The organism is Shewanella sp. 1311, assembly GCF_059338235.1.
In genome coordinates this window covers 3,051,475-3,067,169 of record NZ_CM181686.1, presented here as the reverse complement: position 1 = coordinate 3,067,169, position 15,695 = coordinate 3,051,475, and the positions used below count along the sequence as shown (strand labels likewise).

Genomic DNA, 15,695 nt, shown 5'->3' with positions numbered 1-15,695 from the left:
TTCCTTATTCTTCGCTGTCGTCATCAGCCCACTCTTCGTCCTGCTCTTCTGGCAGCACATTGAGGGTGAAACTGTAGTCATCGTGATCCCACTCGCATTTGTTCAGAATAACTTTGGGGATCTTCTTCAGCGTCAAATTTGGGAAGTCGGCACCTTCCGCCATAAATGCCTTGCAGCAGATCAGTAGGGTACGGTCAGTACCTACTTCTTCGCCGATCCGCTTGAGCTGGTCATAGGCCAGCGAACCGGTGGTTACGTAGATATGGTCAGTCTCGGTGCTGTAACCATGATTCCAGAACTGGGTTTGGCTTGGTGCATAGGTAAAGCCCATATGCTTGCACACAGCCTCGGCCAGCATTTCGGCGTTATATTCCTTGTTGATCACCCAGTTGCCCCAGTCATCTCTTTTCAGTAAAGAAGGAGCCAAGCGAAGATAACGGAAACCACCGCCACCGTGCCAGTTAACAGCCTTGGAAATGCCACCTTGATCTTCCCCATCAATCACCTTCTTAAGACGCGGAACGATATGGGTGTGGCAGTGCTCACCCAGCTCAACCATTATCCAACGGCGGCCCATTTTGTGCGCAACTGCGCCAGTAGTGCCCGAACCAGCAAAAGAATCTAAAACTAAATCCCCAGGGTTGGAAGATATATGAATAATTCTTGACAAAAGTTCTTCTGGCTTAGGTGTATCAAACGAAATTTCATGCAATAGTTGGTTTATATGTTTTTTAGCTGAATCTGTTGTTCCTACATCATCAGCCTTCCATATTGTTTCAGGTGTAACACCTTTATCTTCTGACTCAGAAAGATATTTTTTTATTCTCGGCGCATTACCTCCACTTTTCCCAAACCATATCCTTCCAGCCTCAATTTCTTGCTTCATTCTAGACTGAGAATATCTCCAGCAGTTTCCTTTTGGAGGACTTACGACATCTCCTGATGGAAGTGTAAGGTCATAAAACTGACTTGATGTCCCATGCCCAGCTTGAGCTAATGCAGATATAGATTGCCATGGACCTCTTGGATCATTATCAGGGTTTTTATATCTAGCTAAAATATCCTTAGTAATAGGAAGTGGGTTTCTTTGCTTATCGAAAATAAGCTTTGATTTAGCATAAACCAAAATAAAGTCATGATTAAATGAGAATACGCGGCGATTCTCTCTTGTTTTTCTTTTTTCCCAAATCATTGTCCCAACAAAATTCTCTCTCCCAAAAATTTCATCACATAAAACCTTTAAGTAGGCATACTCATTGTCATCTATGCTAATCCATATACTTCCATCTTCACGTAATAGTTTGGACAGAAGCAACAATCTATCTCTGATTAAGCTCAGCCATAGGGAATGCTCAAGGCCATCATCATATTCAGAGAATGCAGCCCCAGTGTTATATGGAGGATCTATATAAATAGCCTTTACTTCTCCTACATATTTCTGCTCTAAACCTTTAAGTACCAACAGATTGTCACCATGGATTAGCAGGTTGTCATTGACGGCACGATTGATATCACTCTCGCCGCTCGTAGCGGTCGATGGAACCTGATAAGAGAGGTCCTTATCTTCCAGAAAAATTCGAGGCTCAAGGCGTGGTCGTTTATCCTTGCCAATCCAGGTAAGTTCAAGTTTTTGTTTGTTCATCGTGATTCTAATTCCAATGGAAATTAACGAGGTAGCGCCAGCAGGCGCTCAATCCAGTTATTAAAGTGGGGGCACTGGGCGCGGATAGCATCCAGGCCGATATCTTCAGCAATCAAGGGACCATGCAGTGTCTTTTTGTAGTTCGGCACAAGTGCAAGGATCCGCTTGGAAGGCGCAGTTTGCGGGCTGTTATTGATATGCTCTGGCGAGTCAAACGCAGCACGAATGGCTTCCAGCTCTGCAACTGGATCACCATCATCCAACCAGTCGGCAAACTTGGCGGGAACAGAAAAGAGCAGCGCTTCGAACTCATGCAGTAGCAGATTAGGAATAAAGTTGGTCTCGTCGATATCCTGTTGTAGCGCCAGCTCTATCTGTAACACGCGTTGATGTGCATCCTGCACTTGGTTGTCTAACGCAGGAAAGTCCGTGGGCAAACCGTAGTAGTAGATCAAGGTAGTGACATAGGCTCCTTGATCTTTTCGACACAAGCGGGTGACTTGAGTCTTTACCTTGCCATAGCTGACAATCCCGCCCTTATGTCCCGGACTGGTCTGTGCCAGGATGGGGGTGAGATAAATGCCCAGTGGAGAAAAATATGGCACCAGCAGATCGCGCACAAATGTTTCTTCGGTCTGCCCTTCTACAAAGACCAAAACTCGACTCATGATTGTGGTCTCCCGCCCAGCAGGTTTTTCTTCCACAAATCACCAAGGCTGTAATCTTCTAACCATTCGCTTAATGACGCAGTCTCCAGGCGTTTGAAGGTTGAGGAGCCGCCTTGTTTATCTACCACGATCAAATCCTCGGCATCGAACTGGTTAACAAGCTCGACAGACTGTGTCGAAATAATCAGCTGATGCTCATGACTGACACTCTTTATCAATTCAGCCAAAACATTGATCGCATAAGGGTGTAACCCCAATTCGGGCTCATCCACGATAATGGCGCTGGGCATAAACTCTTCTGGTTGCAACAACACTGTCGCCAGCAAAATAAAGCGCAGAGTGCCATCCGACAACTCACTGGCTTTGAAGGGGATATCGTGATCTTTCTCAGTCCATTCAAACTGAATGCTGTCTTGATTATCTGGCGTTGCTCGCAGGTAAAAGTCACCAAAATAGGGTGCTACCATGCGGATGGTACGTATTATCCGCTTGTAGTGGCTGGGGTGATTTTTTTGTACCCGGAACAAAAAGGCAGCCAGATTAGCCCCGTCCTCTCGCAGATAATCATTATCGTTGATACGGTGGATCTGCTTGACCTTGGCACTTTCGCTGGTGTCATGGAAGTGGTAGACGCGCCAGCGACGCATAATTGGCAAGGTATATTGTTTAATACCGGTTTTATGCTGGTCGGCTTGTGATTCAAAGTGCCCAGATGTAACGCCTTTATCACCACTCATGCTCCACCATAAAGCCTCACGTTGAAACATCATGCGATTATCGTTGGTAGCCTCCAGTGAAAACTTGTAGCCGTTATTGCCGAAAAATAGTTCACCTTTAAGCATTTCACTTTGCTTGCGACCAAAGTGTAACAAAGCATCGGGGCCACCAGCCTTGCCAACCAATGATTGCAAACGGTGATCAAGCAGGGTAGCAATTAATCTAAAGAATCCGATGAAGTTTGATTTACCGGCACCATTGGCACCGATTAGTACATTCATACTGCCCATTTTAAGGTCACAATGAGCAATCGATTTATAGCCATCAATCACTATGCGGCTCAACTGGTCACTACTGGTCACATCCTTCATGCTGCAGCCTCACATTCATTAGCTACGATCTGCCATATTACTGTAAAGACCTCCGTTACGCGGGTTTCGGTGGCCAGGCGTGCTTCAACCTCTTCCAACAGGCGGTCCTCCTCCTGTTCAATCAGTTTTTTCTCTTCGTAATAATGCAGCATGGCGTTATCTCGTTCTCTCTCTAACTGCTTAAGGGCCCTCTTGGCCTCCATCTTCTCCTGTAAGGAGGTCAGCTGCCGGGATGCCTTGCGTGCTTCCTTGATCTCCTGATCCAACTGTTTGATACGCAGGTCCAGAGCAATGCGTTTGTCTTCTGACCAGCGTTCCAGCTTCTCGACTTCTTCGCCATAGTAGGTTTCGTTATCCCGCTCCACCTCACGCAGGAAATCTCCCAGCCGTGTTTGCTGCAGGTCTAACAGGGCTGATGCATCGGGCTCTGGAATGACGAGTGGAGCCTGTGCTAACGGGAGTTGCAACAGCCGCTCGACCGTCTCGCTATGCAACTGCTCGCTATGATGGTTAGTGGCTAGCAGCAGCAATTGTTCACGTCGCTGCGCCTCTGACTCAATGCTCACCTTGATGACTTTGAGCAAACCGCTATTACCTATCTGCCCCTTCACATCAACCCATTGGCCTTGCTCCGGCGAGCGTTCATAAACAAACTGGAGTGCAACAGGTGGTAATGGCACGGTCTTGGCTTGCTCGATCAATGCGGCTCCAAGTCCATCGTGGGGGCGGAAAAACTCGCCTTCCTCAATTTCTGCATTTTGCCAGTTCAGATTGTACTTGTTCCCCAGCCAGACAAAGCCACCCTTGGACTCACTAAAGTCATCATTCCTCTGTAAGGCCATACGCGCCAGCAACAACATCTTGTGCTGATAAGCAGTCAGTTCCTCTGTTGTCTTGCCGCGACGAAGGTTAAGACGATGGACGACCTCTGTATCGAAGTGTTCGAAGAGTGAACGTCTAGTGTCGCTATTTTTGGCTTCCAGATGCTCCCTGAGTTCTTCTTGCAAAGCATTAAATTCAGACTCAATTTGCTCATCACTGCGACAACGCTGGTAGATATCGTGGATCCGGCGCTCAATATCGACGCCAGATTCGATAGAACCAAGTACTTCATCCGAGACCCCAAAGACGCCCTCGAAGAGTTGGAATTTCTGGCTAAGCAGCTCAAATACGCGCTCATCGGCGCGGTTGCCTTTGTTGATGAAATTGACCACGACCACGTCATTTTTCTGACCATAGCGGTGAATGCGACCAATGCGCTGCTCTACCCTCTGCGGATTCCATGGCAAGTCGTAATTGATCAGCAAGGAGCAGAACTGTAGGTTAATACCTTCCGCACCGGCTTCGGTACAGATCATCAAGGTGGCATCATCGCGGAATTTCTCAACCAGAGCGGCTTTCATGTCTGCTGTTTTGGAGCCAGAGACACGGCTTGAACCTCGATGACGTTCAAGCCAGTCCTGGTAGATCTGTTTCGACACCGGGTCGCTGTTACTACCATTCAGCATCACGATTTGGCCGTCATAGCCTTGGGTGGCTAACATCTCTGCCAACCATGTTTGCGTTCGAACCGATTCGGTAAAAATCACCGCCTTGCGTGATCCACCTAGCTCAGCCGTTTTTTCAAATGCACGCTCGAGAACGCGAACAAGCGCATCAGCTTTGGCATTGTTCGAAATACTACTCGCAATGCCTTGAAAATCCTTAAGTAGATCAATTTCGGCCTGCAGGGCTTGTGGGTCGATCAGCTCCTCGTCACCAATCCCTTCTTCATCCTGAAGGTCAGAGAAATGCTCATAATCTGCCAAGGCATCAAGCAGGGGCAGCTTTTTTTCCAGCCGTGCAATCATGGTCTGTAAAGTACCTTGAATTGCATGCGAAGAGGACGCCAGAATTTTACGAATAACCAGCGTCACCAGATGCCTAGCACCGCTTTTGATTGCCAGCAGATCTTCACGCTGCAGGTACTCGGATACTTGCCGGTACAATTGCTCTTCTTGCGCTGACGGTCGATAGTCCTCAGTCATTGAATAACGGCGAGTAAAGCTGATCCCGCCCTCTTCTTGGACCTGACGTCTAAGAGTGCGATAACAAACCTTGCTCAATCGAGTTCGCAGCATAGCCAGTTCAACTGGCTCCAGTTGCTGCCGACCATACCGAGCCTTAAACGATGGTAAATCGCCAAAAAAGTGCGGGTCTAAGATGGATACAAGTCCATACAACTCCAGCATGCTGTTCTGCAATGGCGTGGCGGAAAGAAGGACCTTCTTGATGCCCATTAAGGCGTTATCAAGCACCTTGGCTGTTTTGGCCCCATCACTTTTATAGATATTGCGCAACTTATGCGCTTCATCCATGACGACGAGATCCCATGGGATGCGCTGTAGTTCGGACTCTTTCCGAGCGGCAAACTCGTAGGAACAGATACAGATTGCTGGCTGACCAAAGGTACATTCCATATCAAACGGATTGGCTATCCCTGTCTTTTTCGCCGCATTGAAGGACTTGGCCTCCATGATGAAAGAAGGGAGCGAAAACTTCTCTTCAAGCTCTTGGCTCCATTGTTTGCGCAAAGTCGCAGGGGCGATCAAAAGCAACTTTCGCCGACGTTCAGCCCATTTTTGCGCCAAAACCAAGCTGGCCTCGATCGTTTTTCCCAATCCAACCTCATCGGCCAGAATAACGCCATTAGACAACGGGGAAGCTAAGGCAAACATCGCCGCCTCAATCTGATGCGGGTTCATGTCCACCTTGGCACCGGCCATCGTTTTAGTTAACGATTCTTCCGCCTTGCCCTCCAGGGTCAGGTTATGGGCAAGCCAAGCCTGTTGATGTGGTGAATAGAATATCATTCCTGATGGCCTTCTTGCTGTGCAGTTTTACGCTTGAGGGGGTGGAAAAGCTCCTCGTTATGAACTGCCAGAAAATCCCCTACAGCTTGGCGAATAAGCCATGAGATAGACACCTGATTGCTTTCAGCTATCCGTTGTAAGGATTCGAGCTGGGAATGAGATAAAGAGACAGTCGTTCTGACGGATTTCATAGCGCCTCTTCCAACAAGTGATACGAGATGCATCACATTACATCACGAAGTTACCCTTATAACACTCAATATTTTGACAATGTGAACTTCTTTGAAAGGATGCCCTTCCATCATTATCTGACTATTGCACAATCTCTTGCTGCTATCCTTTCCAATGTCCACTCCTGTACTTCACTTTCGCCCCATGCTAAAGCTCTATCGCCTAGGGAGATCGACTTAGGGAAAGTGCATTCATCGATGTATTTGTAGATGGTTGAACGAGCAAGGCCGGTGAAGTCGATACCTTCTTTTAGTCTGATTAATCTCGTTTTTTGAATCCTCTAGTTTAGTTTAAACCATGAGGAGTGGCGGTTACCTTTAGCTGTGAAATTTGGCGGTCTCCAACTTTTTACACATCTATATCACCTCTGTGCTGTAGCTGATTAATGGCTCAGCCAAGCAGCTGGTAGCATTGAAGCCACCAGCTGCTTTTGCCGATTAATTTAATAAGGAGGCGTTATGCCTATTGCATTTATTGCTGGCTTTGTCGTCGGCGTGGGTATCTACCGAGTGCTTAAGGAGTCTAATGATGTTTAATTGGGTGATGAACCGGCAAGCATCTGAGTTGTTTTTGTTAGGTGTTGTCGCTGGCTTTAAGTGGGCGCTGGACCATGACCATTAAGGTGAGTGTCTAAACCAATGGGGGTTAACTACCCCCTTTTTTATGCACTGAACGAAACTGCTAACTAAGGTTTAACAGCTGGTGTCATCAAGAAGACCATATTCTTCATCCCGCGCGGCAATGCGTGCCAAAATCCATTGTTGTACTTCGCTTTCAACCCATGCGACGGCTCTGCCGCCTAAGGAAACCGCCTTAGGAAAAATACCTTCGTCGATGTATTTGTAGATAGTGGAACGGGCCAGGCCTGTGCAAGCGATAACGTCTTTTAATCTAATGAGTTTTTGAGGCGATGTCATGGTGAGCTCCTGGTGTTAGTTTCATTCTATTACCAGTGCTGGTATTTTTTTACTGGCGGGTAAAATCCACTGCGTGGATCTCGCTTCCTCCCCTAACAATCCTGCTTAATCCCCCCGTAAAACCTCGATTGGAAACGATTACAGATATATATCACTCCTGTGCATAAGCCCATTAACGCTTTCAAGGAGCCTGATATGTCAACAAAAGCGACGCACATAGAACCAGTTACTAACTCCGTGAGTCACTGGCCACAAACAACAGAAGAGGTCCTCGCCTCTGCCGCCAATATCATTGCCGAGCGTTATGTTAAGAAGGACGCCTATACCAATCCACAGGCAACTAAGGATTTTTTAACTTACAAACTCGGCGGTTATGAGCGGGAGGTGTTTGCGGTGATGCTGCTGGATAACCAGCATCAATTACTTGAATTTAAAGAGTTGTTCTTTGGCACCTTAGATGCCGCCAGCGTCTATCCCCGAGAAGTAGTTAAAGCTGTGTTGGCCGTTAATGCGGCGGCGGTCATCTTTGCCCACAACCATCCATCCGGCGAGTCTGAACCTTCGGCTGCAGATAAAAACATCACTAAACGGTTAACCGACGCACTGGGACTTATTGATGTGCGAGTGCTTGACCATATTGTGGTTGGCCGTACGCCAGTGTCCTTTGCTGAGCGAGGCTTACTCTAGCCCCGCATTCAAGCTGCTTTTTATCACTCCCAATTAAGGAGTCCAACATGATTGAATTTACCGACAGCTTTTCGCAGGCCTGCGTTGCTGAGGCCTGCGCCGCGTTTCCAGAACTGCGTAACCGATTAGTGATTGAGTTGATTTTGCCGATGTTTGTGCGGCCACTTAATGCCATGGGCCAAGTGATTGGCAAGCCAATTGTGGCACCTAATCCAAAGCTGCATAAAACCGTATTGAGTGTGTTTCACCGTGATGTGGTTGAGCACTTGCCCAAGGAGATCAGCTTTTGCCGCTATGTTTGCCCCTGTGACACTTATGGAGTGCCTATGGGTGAATGGCAACGGGTGATCAACGGCGTGTACTTTAACCATGGCAGCAATGAGCAACCCAATTGGAGCGTCCATACCTAATTTTGCAAACCGTTACCTAAACGTCATCTAGTCCACTAATCACTTGTATTTATCACTGCTTTAGCTCACCAGCGAACAAGCAACCCACTCCTAAAGTTTCACCCTTTCAACCATAGAGGTTCCTATGACAACCCTAAAACTTTTCGATATTGAGCACGCCTGGGGTCTGCCCCGTAAAATATCTCCCCGCTTTGGTGCGAGACTGATTTTGCGTGGTCTGCATTTGGATTATCTCAATGACAGAGCAAGTTTTGTCGGTGAGTTTTCCCCTGAAGTACGCAAACGCTTCAATCACGCCTTTCCGAAATTGGTTAAACAACTTGAGCGGTTAGTCGTCACCGGTGAGATAGATGCCACAGAGCAGCACTGCGTCACCATTGAGTACGATGACTTTACCTGTGAGGCCGATACCTTAGGCAGCCATGGTTATTTGTATATTGCTGTCTATCAAACCGCTGACAAACCACTACCCGCATTAACATACAGCCCTTCGATAACATTTTAACACCAAAGCACATTCTAAATACCTCATCACGCTCCATCAGACTCGTTTCACGCAATCGTTACCCCACCAGCAAACACAGCAGAGCCCAGGAGTTTTAGCTCCTAGGCTCTTGCGTGTGCGCATAAATCAAAGAAGGAATATCCCATGAAGTTAATCATTAACCGTAACCAACTGCCATTAATGCCTAATCGTTTTTACCAAGTCATTGAAAAGGAGCTGGCTAACGTCGATCCAAAAGACGCCAACGCCATCACCCTTAATTTTCGAGATCCAGATTACAGCGCCGAAGATGGTGGCTTTCATCCCGTCGAAGTCCGGCTTGAGAAACAGCAAGAACATTGGCGCTTAGTGTACGTCACCGACTTTGCTTTTCGCGGCCATCCCTTCCCTGAGCTCGTTAAAGACATCGATATCTGCTTTAACAGCAAGCAGGTCTATAGCCTGTTTGGTGGCTGGATTGGCGAGCGGGAATGCAGAGCATTAATCGATTTATTTACCCAAAACTTTGCCACATATTTCGATATGGGGGTTTACAAGGTGAAGGTCAGCTTGGACTAAACCACTTAGCCAAATGAAGTTCCCAGAATCCTAAAACGGGAACACTCAAACCATTGCCCCATAAGGCTTTTTGCAACGAAAGTGCCCAAAAACACGCTATAGCAAAAAAGAGGAACATGACCATGCCTGAGGTTCACGCGGTTCAAGATCAAGACACCGTTAAGCTTATCAGCTATCTACTCGAAAGACAGTTTAGTCAGCAACTGGCCGATGTGTGGAATATCGGCCTTAATCTCGCCCTGCGGATCTCTGACTTACTCTCGATTAAGTTCAGTGATATCCACGGCGATAGACTTATCATTAAGGAATCCAAAACTGGCAAAATCGCCAACATCAAGCTCAACTCAAAGACGCTGGAACGGGTACAGCGTATTGCGCGCGAGCATCCTAACCATATCTATCTGTTTCAGTCCTACCGTAATCAACGAGCGAAAAACATCAAACCCGCGCCTTTGTCACGGCGCTATATTTGCCGCGCCCTAGCGATGATTGGGGAAGAGCTCAAAATCGCCTTAGGCACCCACTCAATGCGTAAGACGCGAGGCTATTTGCTTTATCAACAAACCAAAGATATTGGCCGAGTAATGAAGATGCTCAGGCACAGCGCCGAAGAAACTACCCTGCGCTATATCGGTATTGAGCAGGACGATATTGATAAGGACTTTGTCGAGCTAGAAATCTAACCCGCGCTTACCTCTTACAAGATAGCGCCTCCCCTTAAATCCTCACACAGCCAACTGACTATCAATGCGAACACGTACAGCCTTACCAAGGCTGCATAGCGAAATAGCTCGTCGCAACGATGAAACCCTGGCTAAGGAAAATATTCATGCAAGTACTACAACCTGGCGATCACCTCGTCACCAATATCGATTTTCTTGGCTTAACCGAACACCATGGCCTCTATGTTGACCATGGAAATGTTATTCACTTATCTAAACATGGCATTATTGAGGAAATCGACCTGCAGCGATTTGCTGATGACCATAGTGTCAGAGTGAAAAAGTCCACGCTGTTTCCTCATCAAGCCATTGAGTTTGCACGCAGTCAGCTGGGTCACACACGATACGGCGTTGCCACCAACAATTGTGAGCAGTTCGTCAATGAATGCTTAGAAGGGAGCAGCACCTCCAATCAAGTGAGTAATCTCACTCACCTTGCCCTGCAAGGCTCTGCCAGAGCAGGCTTGCTGGGAAGCACTGCTTCAAAGCTGACAACGGGGACAGTCGCAAACCTTGTGTTAGCCTCTACCGCCATCAAAATGACCGGCGAATACCTAGTGCTACCCGACAACGTCAACACGCTACTAGGGACACCAGGAGATCTTGTTGCTAAACCTGCTGAATGCCTACTAAAAGGCACCACGCAAACCCTGGGTGAGAGTTATGATTGCTTAAGCCAAGGTAAGATTACCGATGCAGGGATCAAGCTTGTCACAGGCAGTTTAGAAACTGGCTTAAACACGGTTTTGACAGTAGCTGAGGTAGGGGTTAATGGCGTAAAGGCCGGTGCTGAACTGATATCCGATGCATGGCATTGGCTAAGGTCATAAGTATTAGAGTCATCTCTTTAACAACGAAGCGGCCTTCAAGCCGCTATCGTTGACATACCGAAGGAGCTATAAAGATCGAGTCCCACAGCTAAGCACCTTTCTTTTTTAGCTTAAACCTTAAGACGCTAATCACTCTGTCACCACGTTTAAATACGGCTACAACCGAATGAACGTGTTCTATCACCATAATGCTTGGTCTCTAGCTTTGCAAAATAGCTCAAGCGGAAGAAAGCACTTGCAAAGGTTTGGAGATAATTCGGTGCGTTACGATTGATGTAATAAACTGGCGTATCCTCTGGAAAATGGACTAAATGCCGCGTACTGAAATCATCGAGCCCTAAAGCACTGGCCCAGGCTTCAACAATCTTAGTACTCAGGTTTTGTCCACTTCGATTGTAATTACCGAGATGGTTATAAGCATCGTTATTGAGGAAGATAGCGCTATGGTAATGGTCTGTATCGGCATCAGCTCGCTCCCTTGCCCAAATAGTGCGTTGAGTACAAGGATGCACCCGTTTACCCTCACGGCCCTTGATAAGCCTGTCATGCTGGATTTTAGCATTCAGAGATTTAAAGAATTTGCTGATCACCGTTGAATCATAAACTATAGGTGAGTCGCGAAAATTGAGCTGTGGTAGATGCAAATCAAACCGCACCATAAAGGTACGAGGGTGCTCATTCAGAGCAGCCTGTAAGGTCTGTAGAATGGCGCTTAAGTAATCAGCGCTTAGTGGCCTAGGATAAACATTGAGGCCTTGGTATTGGCCATTATTGATGACAGTAAGGTTAGTGTTTAAGGTGTGACGTGAGTACATATTGATATCCCATATTGGTTAAGTTACATAACGTATGGGGTCTGTGTAATTTATAACTCAAAAGCCCCAAAGGGCTTGATATCACTTGCAAAGGTTAGCTCGCCTTTGATGGCAGCTAACCCTGTATGTTCATGGGTAAGGTAGTGTTAGACATACTAGTTGAGTGAATACTATCGAGTATTAGTCATAACTACAGAGTTATAGTATTAACAAACAGACAATCACAATAACTGAAATCCCCGTCAATCATTGAGTAGTAGATCGGGCGTGCAAGGGCAATTAGAGCGCACCTTACTCGATGATTAAATTATTTCTACATTTTCTATTAAGCCAACGCAGAGCAATATCCCCTATTAAACACACTAGTAACTGGCAATTAGCAAGCATAGTTCCCCATCTAAAATCGGTTCCGACATGCCGTCCATAGCTTTGACCATATTAAGCAATTATTTAAGGTAATAACCTCATAAGAATGCTTGATTATCGTTCTTAGCCTTACTAAACGTAAGTATCTCAATAAATATACCATCAAAAACTCTACATGAATCTACTAAAAATATTTATAAAATAAACTAAAAATACTTGTTAAAAACACCAAAAATACTACCATGTAGTTATAGAAACAAAGTAGAAAATGCTAATGAAAATCAATATTGACAACATATTTCTTACCGCTTCCTCTCAAAGAGAGCTGTGGTATTACTTCATTCAACTAAATTTTAAACTGGGAACCCAATACCAATGTACAGCACCCATCGACTTTGTTCATTTTTATGAATACTTGAGAAGTACACATCAAATTACTCCACAAGAACTGGCAAAGCTTAAGGAGACGTTTGAGAAAGAAGGGCAACTGCAACCAGATGAATTTAAATGGCTTGATAAAAAAGAAGAAAGATTTTGGAACTGGGCATGGAGTTTCCTAAAAGTATACTCTCAACCTAATAGTTATCCCTCAGAACAAGGGCTCCACGCCTTTACAGGCTACCCATATGGATATCACATGGATAATTTTAAATCAAATTATCCCATAATTAGAATCGATTACCGTGCTTTCGATAAAGATGTAACAGACTTAACCAAAAGGATTGAGCAAATTAAACTGGCATTTAAGTCAGGAGAAGCAGACCTACAAAGCCAAAGAGAAATCATCCAACTAATTCACAACCTTTGGAAACCGATTTTTAATAATAAAATAATTACAAAGTGGTTAGAAATAAAGGACCAAATCCAAGTTGATTGGGTGTGGGACTACCTACAAGCCCTCGAAAACCCTCCTCACAAAAATACACTATGGCTCCCTAGTACTGACGCTGAAAAATACTCAGCAATTGTATCATTTTTTGACTTGATTGAAGAAGATGACACTAAACAGCTGATCACTATGAAAATTAAAAAGGCGTGGAGTCAAAAGAAATTCAGGGACAAATCTGAAGGTAAAAAAGCATATAGCATAAGTATGAGTACAAAAACAAAGACTAGACTAAACCAACTTGCAGACCATTATGATCTTAAAATTACTGATATAATTGATAAACTTATTCAGGATGCACATAAGACAATTAACAACTGATAGGCGCCATACTAGTGGTGGGTATATCGGTGGGTATCAATGCGAATTACCACAGGACAAAACATGCTAGTCATTGTTAAATAATGACTTTATTGTAAATAAAAATATTCAGATCCAAAACGTTGAGTAATGATAGTTAACGCGTTTTAGATACCAAAAAGCCCTTAATGTAAGGGCTTTTTGTATTTTATGGCGCAGGAAAAAAACCTTTACAAGCTTGCTTGCGTAGCAGCATAGACAAAGAAATTGGGCGACTACCGGGTATAGCTAGCCATTGCTGGGCATACGCAAACTGATGAGAGCCTGTGGATGATTTGGTCAATTCACGCACAAGGTAGCCATTCATATAAACATCAAGCACTGCCATTACCACTCCTCCTTCCATTCTTGCTCAGGCACTGTGGCGTTATCATGGCGGCGCTCATCCACCAGCTGTGGATTCCGAACCTTTATATCTAGCTCTAGGTTTAATGCAGAAAGGATCTTAAACAGCGTTTCTAATTTGGTCGAATCCGGGTTCAACTCAAAGCTTGAAACGGTATCCTGGCGAATACCTACCTTGCTCGCCACCTTGCTTTGCGAGAGCTGCGCGTTCAGCCGCGCATCTTTTAGATACGTACTCAACTGCTTTGCGTTGGTCACCTTCATGATAGCTTTACCTTTAAACTGTTCTTAACTCTTACTGTACACGCTAAGCAGGTAAGTCAAAGTTTACACGCCTAAACCGTTAAAAACACATTCACACGCTATAGGCGTTAAACATAGTTCACCCGCTACGGCGGGTAGCCTGACCATAAAAGACAAAAGAAATGGGGGGAGTCATTGCCAAGGAGCGCTGAATTTAATTGAAATGCAGAACCGACATTCAGTTTCAAATGTCGAATAGTGTGTTGTCGTGTTCAACTACAATCTAATAAACAAAAAACCTTATTTATCATGAATTTATCTTGGCGACTCAATCTAATTCACTTTTAATAAAGCAAAACACATCACTCGATCACAGCGCCATAGCTATTGGCATTAAAATAACTAAATCAAAGCGATAGCATAATTTTCTGTAACGGTTCTAACCGCTTAATCAGTGCTTTACGCTGTTTATTTTTGCTAATAAAAACATCAAAATTTTGTTTAAACTCGCTGGAAGATTGTTTTAGTTGATAAGCATCGAACAACACTTGCAAGGTACGGCCGGCATTATCATAGCCACTGGCACACCCACGAGCAGCCTCCTCAAAAGCACTATCCCAATGGCTTTGATGCGCTTTATAAACCGCTTCAAGATGTTCATTACGCAATAACGTCTCACGGGCAAGACGCTCGGCCTCTGCCATGCGCTCTTCTTGCATCACTTCTTTTTCTGCTACATGCCAGAAGGGATGCAACGATGCAACTGTTACCCAGTCGGAGTACTCTATTGGTGTTTCTTGCGTTCTGAGGAGCGCATACGCATCCGCCGCAAATATTTTCCCTTCATCAAATAAGCAACAAAGCAACGCGTCCTTCTCGGCATCCGTTAGCTTAGCCACCTGCTGCTGTGCCGTTAATACTGTGGGTTGAGGAACATGTGCAGGCATTGACTGCAGCAAAAGATGTAAAGCACGTATCGATGGTAAAGGGATGTCAAAGAGTGTGGTAAATGCCAATTGCGCCTGGGTTAACTGGTGAAAATCAAAGGCTATAAGCGGCAAGGGCTCTAAGGCCATATCATCGTTGGCTTGGCTTAACCAATGAAAATACAAAGCACGATAATCGCCAGTTAATAGTTCTGTCCTTAGTGCCACCAAATGCAGCATAAAGGATTCGGCACTCTCATCGTCGCGGTAGCGATAATCATCTTCTAAAGTAAATATCAGTAATTGGCTCTGCTTATTCTCGACAAAAGACACATAAAAGTCAGCATTTATTACCTTGAAATCACAGGGGATTGTACCGGCTGGCAATTTAAGATACGCATTCACTTGCCCCCAATTGGTGTAATAAAAGCCAATATCAAAAAAATCCATCATTAAGGCTTCTGGATCGGCACTTAAATCACCGTAATGATATTGAACACAAAAGGAGTGGCTGGTGATCTCTGCTCGGCTAGAAATATTCCTTAATCTATTCCGCTGCGGGACCGACAAGCTACTGTTAACACATTCGAATCGATAATACTGATATTCACTCATAGCTAACTCACATTGATTTTCTAGCGCTG

At 45.3% G+C, this 15,695-nt stretch carries 18 protein-coding genes; 7 read left to right on the top strand and 11 right to left on the bottom strand.

From position 1 onward, the window contains the following. Positions 1 to 4: 4 nt before the first annotated feature. From AC5YB3_RS13835 to AC5YB3_RS13805, 7 genes are all read right to left on the bottom strand, one after another. A complete protein-coding gene (locus AC5YB3_RS13835) occupies positions 5 to 1,642 on the bottom strand; it encodes a site-specific DNA-methyltransferase (RefSeq protein ID WP_494525533.1) in 1,638 nt (545 codons plus the stop codon). A gap of 23 nt (positions 1,643 to 1,665) precedes the next feature. After that, entirely contained in the window at positions 1,666 to 2,310 is a 645-nt protein-coding gene (locus AC5YB3_RS13830; protein WP_494525532.1) for a DUF4276 family protein, read from the bottom strand. Further along, positions 2,307 to 3,398 carry an AAA family ATPase gene (locus AC5YB3_RS13825; RefSeq protein ID WP_494525531.1) on the bottom strand — a complete coding sequence of 364 codons (1,092 nt, stop codon included), beginning with the start codon at positions 3,396 to 3,398 and terminating at the stop codon, positions 2,307 to 2,309. The genes AC5YB3_RS13830 and AC5YB3_RS13825 overlap by 4 nt, the downstream gene beginning before the upstream one ends. Next, positions 3,395 to 6,250, bottom strand: a complete 2,856-nt coding sequence (locus tag AC5YB3_RS13820) for an SNF2-related protein (RefSeq protein ID WP_494525530.1) — start codon at positions 6,248 to 6,250, stop codon at positions 3,395 to 3,397. Before AC5YB3_RS13820 ends, AC5YB3_RS13825 begins: the two co-directional genes overlap by 4 nt. Continuing rightward, entirely contained in the window at positions 6,247 to 6,441 is a 195-nt protein-coding gene (locus AC5YB3_RS13815; protein ID WP_494525529.1) for a ribbon-helix-helix domain-containing protein, read from the bottom strand. The genes AC5YB3_RS13820 and AC5YB3_RS13815 overlap by 4 nt, the downstream gene beginning before the upstream one ends. Positions 6,442 to 6,554: 113 nt before the next feature. Further along, positions 6,555 to 6,740, bottom strand: coding sequence for a helix-turn-helix transcriptional regulator (locus AC5YB3_RS13810; protein ID WP_494527189.1), 186 nt, complete (start codon positions 6,738 to 6,740; stop codon positions 6,555 to 6,557). Between the two features lie 433 nt (positions 6,741 to 7,173). Next, positions 7,174 to 7,398, bottom strand: coding sequence for a helix-turn-helix transcriptional regulator (locus tag AC5YB3_RS13805; RefSeq protein WP_438678178.1), 225 nt, complete (start codon positions 7,396 to 7,398; stop codon positions 7,174 to 7,176). A gap of 195 nt (positions 7,399 to 7,593) precedes the next feature. Here AC5YB3_RS13805 and radC point away from each other — a divergent pair, with 195 nt between their 5' ends. The 6 genes from radC to AC5YB3_RS13775 all read left to right on the top strand — a co-directional run bounded on the left by radC (position 7,594) and on the right by AC5YB3_RS13775 (position 11,110). After that, positions 7,594 to 8,085, top strand: coding sequence for a RadC family protein (gene radC / locus AC5YB3_RS13800; protein WP_494525528.1), 492 nt, complete (start codon positions 7,594 to 7,596; stop codon positions 8,083 to 8,085). A gap of 47 nt (positions 8,086 to 8,132) precedes the next feature. Continuing rightward, a complete protein-coding gene (locus AC5YB3_RS13795) occupies positions 8,133 to 8,495 on the top strand; it encodes a hypothetical protein (protein ID WP_494525527.1) in 363 nt (120 codons plus the stop codon). Positions 8,496 to 8,619: 124 nt separating this feature from the next. Next, a complete protein-coding gene (locus AC5YB3_RS13790) occupies positions 8,620 to 9,000 on the top strand; it encodes a type IV toxin-antitoxin system YeeU family antitoxin (protein WP_494525526.1) in 381 nt (126 codons plus the stop codon). A 144-nt stretch (positions 9,001 to 9,144) separates the two neighbouring features. After that, positions 9,145 to 9,558, top strand: a complete 414-nt coding sequence (locus AC5YB3_RS13785) for a DUF2787 domain-containing protein (RefSeq protein WP_494525525.1) — start codon at positions 9,145 to 9,147, stop codon at positions 9,556 to 9,558. Between the two features lie 122 nt (positions 9,559 to 9,680). Next, positions 9,681 to 10,241: a tyrosine-type recombinase/integrase gene (locus AC5YB3_RS13780; RefSeq protein WP_494525524.1), complete on the top strand. Its 561-nt coding sequence runs from the start codon at positions 9,681 to 9,683 to the stop codon at positions 10,239 to 10,241. 146 nt (positions 10,242 to 10,387) lie between these two features. Next, positions 10,388 to 11,110 (top strand): lecithin retinol acyltransferase family protein, encoded by a 723-nt coding sequence (locus AC5YB3_RS13775; RefSeq protein WP_494525523.1) that lies wholly within the window; start codon positions 10,388 to 10,390, stop codon positions 11,108 to 11,110. A gap of 146 nt (positions 11,111 to 11,256) precedes the next feature. Here the strand turns inward: AC5YB3_RS13775 and AC5YB3_RS13770 are convergent, their stop codons facing one another. After that, positions 11,257 to 11,925, bottom strand: a complete 669-nt coding sequence (locus AC5YB3_RS13770) for an inovirus Gp2 family protein (protein WP_494525522.1) — start codon at positions 11,923 to 11,925, stop codon at positions 11,257 to 11,259. A 640-nt stretch (positions 11,926 to 12,565) separates the two neighbouring features. Here AC5YB3_RS13770 and AC5YB3_RS13765 point away from each other — a divergent pair. Beyond that, entirely contained in the window at positions 12,566 to 13,498 is a 933-nt protein-coding gene (locus tag AC5YB3_RS13765) for a hypothetical protein (protein WP_263182067.1), read from the top strand. A gap of 187 nt (positions 13,499 to 13,685) precedes the next feature. On the opposite strand, the gene AC5YB3_RS13760 is transcribed toward AC5YB3_RS13765, so the two are convergent. From AC5YB3_RS13760 to AC5YB3_RS13750, 3 genes are all read right to left on the bottom strand, one after another. Next, on the bottom strand, positions 13,686 to 13,865 hold the full coding sequence (locus AC5YB3_RS13760; RefSeq protein WP_011982214.1) for a HipA N-terminal domain-containing protein: 180 nt from the start codon (positions 13,863 to 13,865) through the stop codon (positions 13,686 to 13,688). Continuing rightward, entirely contained in the window at positions 13,865 to 14,146 is a 282-nt protein-coding gene (locus AC5YB3_RS13755) for a helix-turn-helix domain-containing protein (RefSeq protein ID WP_006079858.1), read from the bottom strand. Before AC5YB3_RS13755 ends, AC5YB3_RS13760 begins: the two co-directional genes overlap by 1 nt. Before the next feature lie 386 nt (positions 14,147 to 14,532). Beyond that, the gene (locus AC5YB3_RS13750) at positions 14,533 to 15,666 is read right to left on the bottom strand and encodes a hypothetical protein (protein ID WP_115335681.1); all 1,134 of its coding nucleotides are present in this window, start codon (positions 15,664 to 15,666) and stop codon (positions 14,533 to 14,535) included. Positions 15,667 to 15,695 lie beyond the last annotated feature (29 nt).

What these genes read in the sequence shown, in the direction of transcription:
- AC5YB3_RS13835 (WP_494525533.1), bottom strand. Translation starts at nt 1,642, where the DNA reads ATGAACAAACAAAAACTTGAACTTACCTGGATTGGCAAGGATAAACGA.
- AC5YB3_RS13830 (WP_494525532.1), bottom strand. Translation starts at nt 2,310, where the DNA reads ATGAGTCGAGTTTTGGTCTTTGTAGAAGGGCAGACCGAAGAAACATTT.
- AC5YB3_RS13825 (WP_494525531.1), bottom strand. Translation starts at nt 3,398, where the DNA reads ATGAAGGATGTGACCAGTAGTGACCAGTTGAGCCGCATAGTGATTGAT.
- AC5YB3_RS13820 (WP_494525530.1), bottom strand. Translation starts at nt 6,250, where the DNA reads ATGATATTCTATTCACCACATCAACAGGCTTGGCTTGCCCATAACCTG.
- AC5YB3_RS13815 (WP_494525529.1), bottom strand. Translation starts at nt 6,441, where the DNA reads ATGAAATCCGTCAGAACGACTGTCTCTTTATCTCATTCCCAGCTCGAA.
- AC5YB3_RS13805 (WP_438678178.1), bottom strand. Translation starts at nt 7,398, where the DNA reads ATGACATCGCCTCAAAAACTCATTAGATTAAAAGACGTTATCGCTTGC.
- radC (WP_494525528.1), top strand. Translation starts at nt 7,594, where the DNA reads ATGTCAACAAAAGCGACGCACATAGAACCAGTTACTAACTCCGTGAGT.
- AC5YB3_RS13795 (WP_494525527.1), top strand. Translation starts at nt 8,133, where the DNA reads ATGATTGAATTTACCGACAGCTTTTCGCAGGCCTGCGTTGCTGAGGCC.
- AC5YB3_RS13790 (WP_494525526.1), top strand. Translation starts at nt 8,620, where the DNA reads ATGACAACCCTAAAACTTTTCGATATTGAGCACGCCTGGGGTCTGCCC.
- AC5YB3_RS13785 (WP_494525525.1), top strand. Translation starts at nt 9,145, where the DNA reads ATGAAGTTAATCATTAACCGTAACCAACTGCCATTAATGCCTAATCGT.
- AC5YB3_RS13780 (WP_494525524.1), top strand. Translation starts at nt 9,681, where the DNA reads ATGCCTGAGGTTCACGCGGTTCAAGATCAAGACACCGTTAAGCTTATC.
- AC5YB3_RS13775 (WP_494525523.1), top strand. Translation starts at nt 10,388, where the DNA reads ATGCAAGTACTACAACCTGGCGATCACCTCGTCACCAATATCGATTTT.
- AC5YB3_RS13770 (WP_494525522.1), bottom strand. Translation starts at nt 11,925, where the DNA reads ATGTACTCACGTCACACCTTAAACACTAACCTTACTGTCATCAATAAT.
- AC5YB3_RS13765 (WP_263182067.1), top strand. Translation starts at nt 12,566, where the DNA reads ATGAAAATCAATATTGACAACATATTTCTTACCGCTTCCTCTCAAAGA.
- AC5YB3_RS13760 (WP_011982214.1), bottom strand. Translation starts at nt 13,865, where the DNA reads ATGGCAGTGCTTGATGTTTATATGAATGGCTACCTTGTGCGTGAATTG.
- AC5YB3_RS13755 (WP_006079858.1), bottom strand. Translation starts at nt 14,146, where the DNA reads ATGAAGGTGACCAACGCAAAGCAGTTGAGTACGTATCTAAAAGATGCG.
- AC5YB3_RS13750 (WP_115335681.1), bottom strand. Translation starts at nt 15,666, where the DNA reads ATGAGTGAATATCAGTATTATCGATTCGAATGTGTTAACAGTAGCTTG.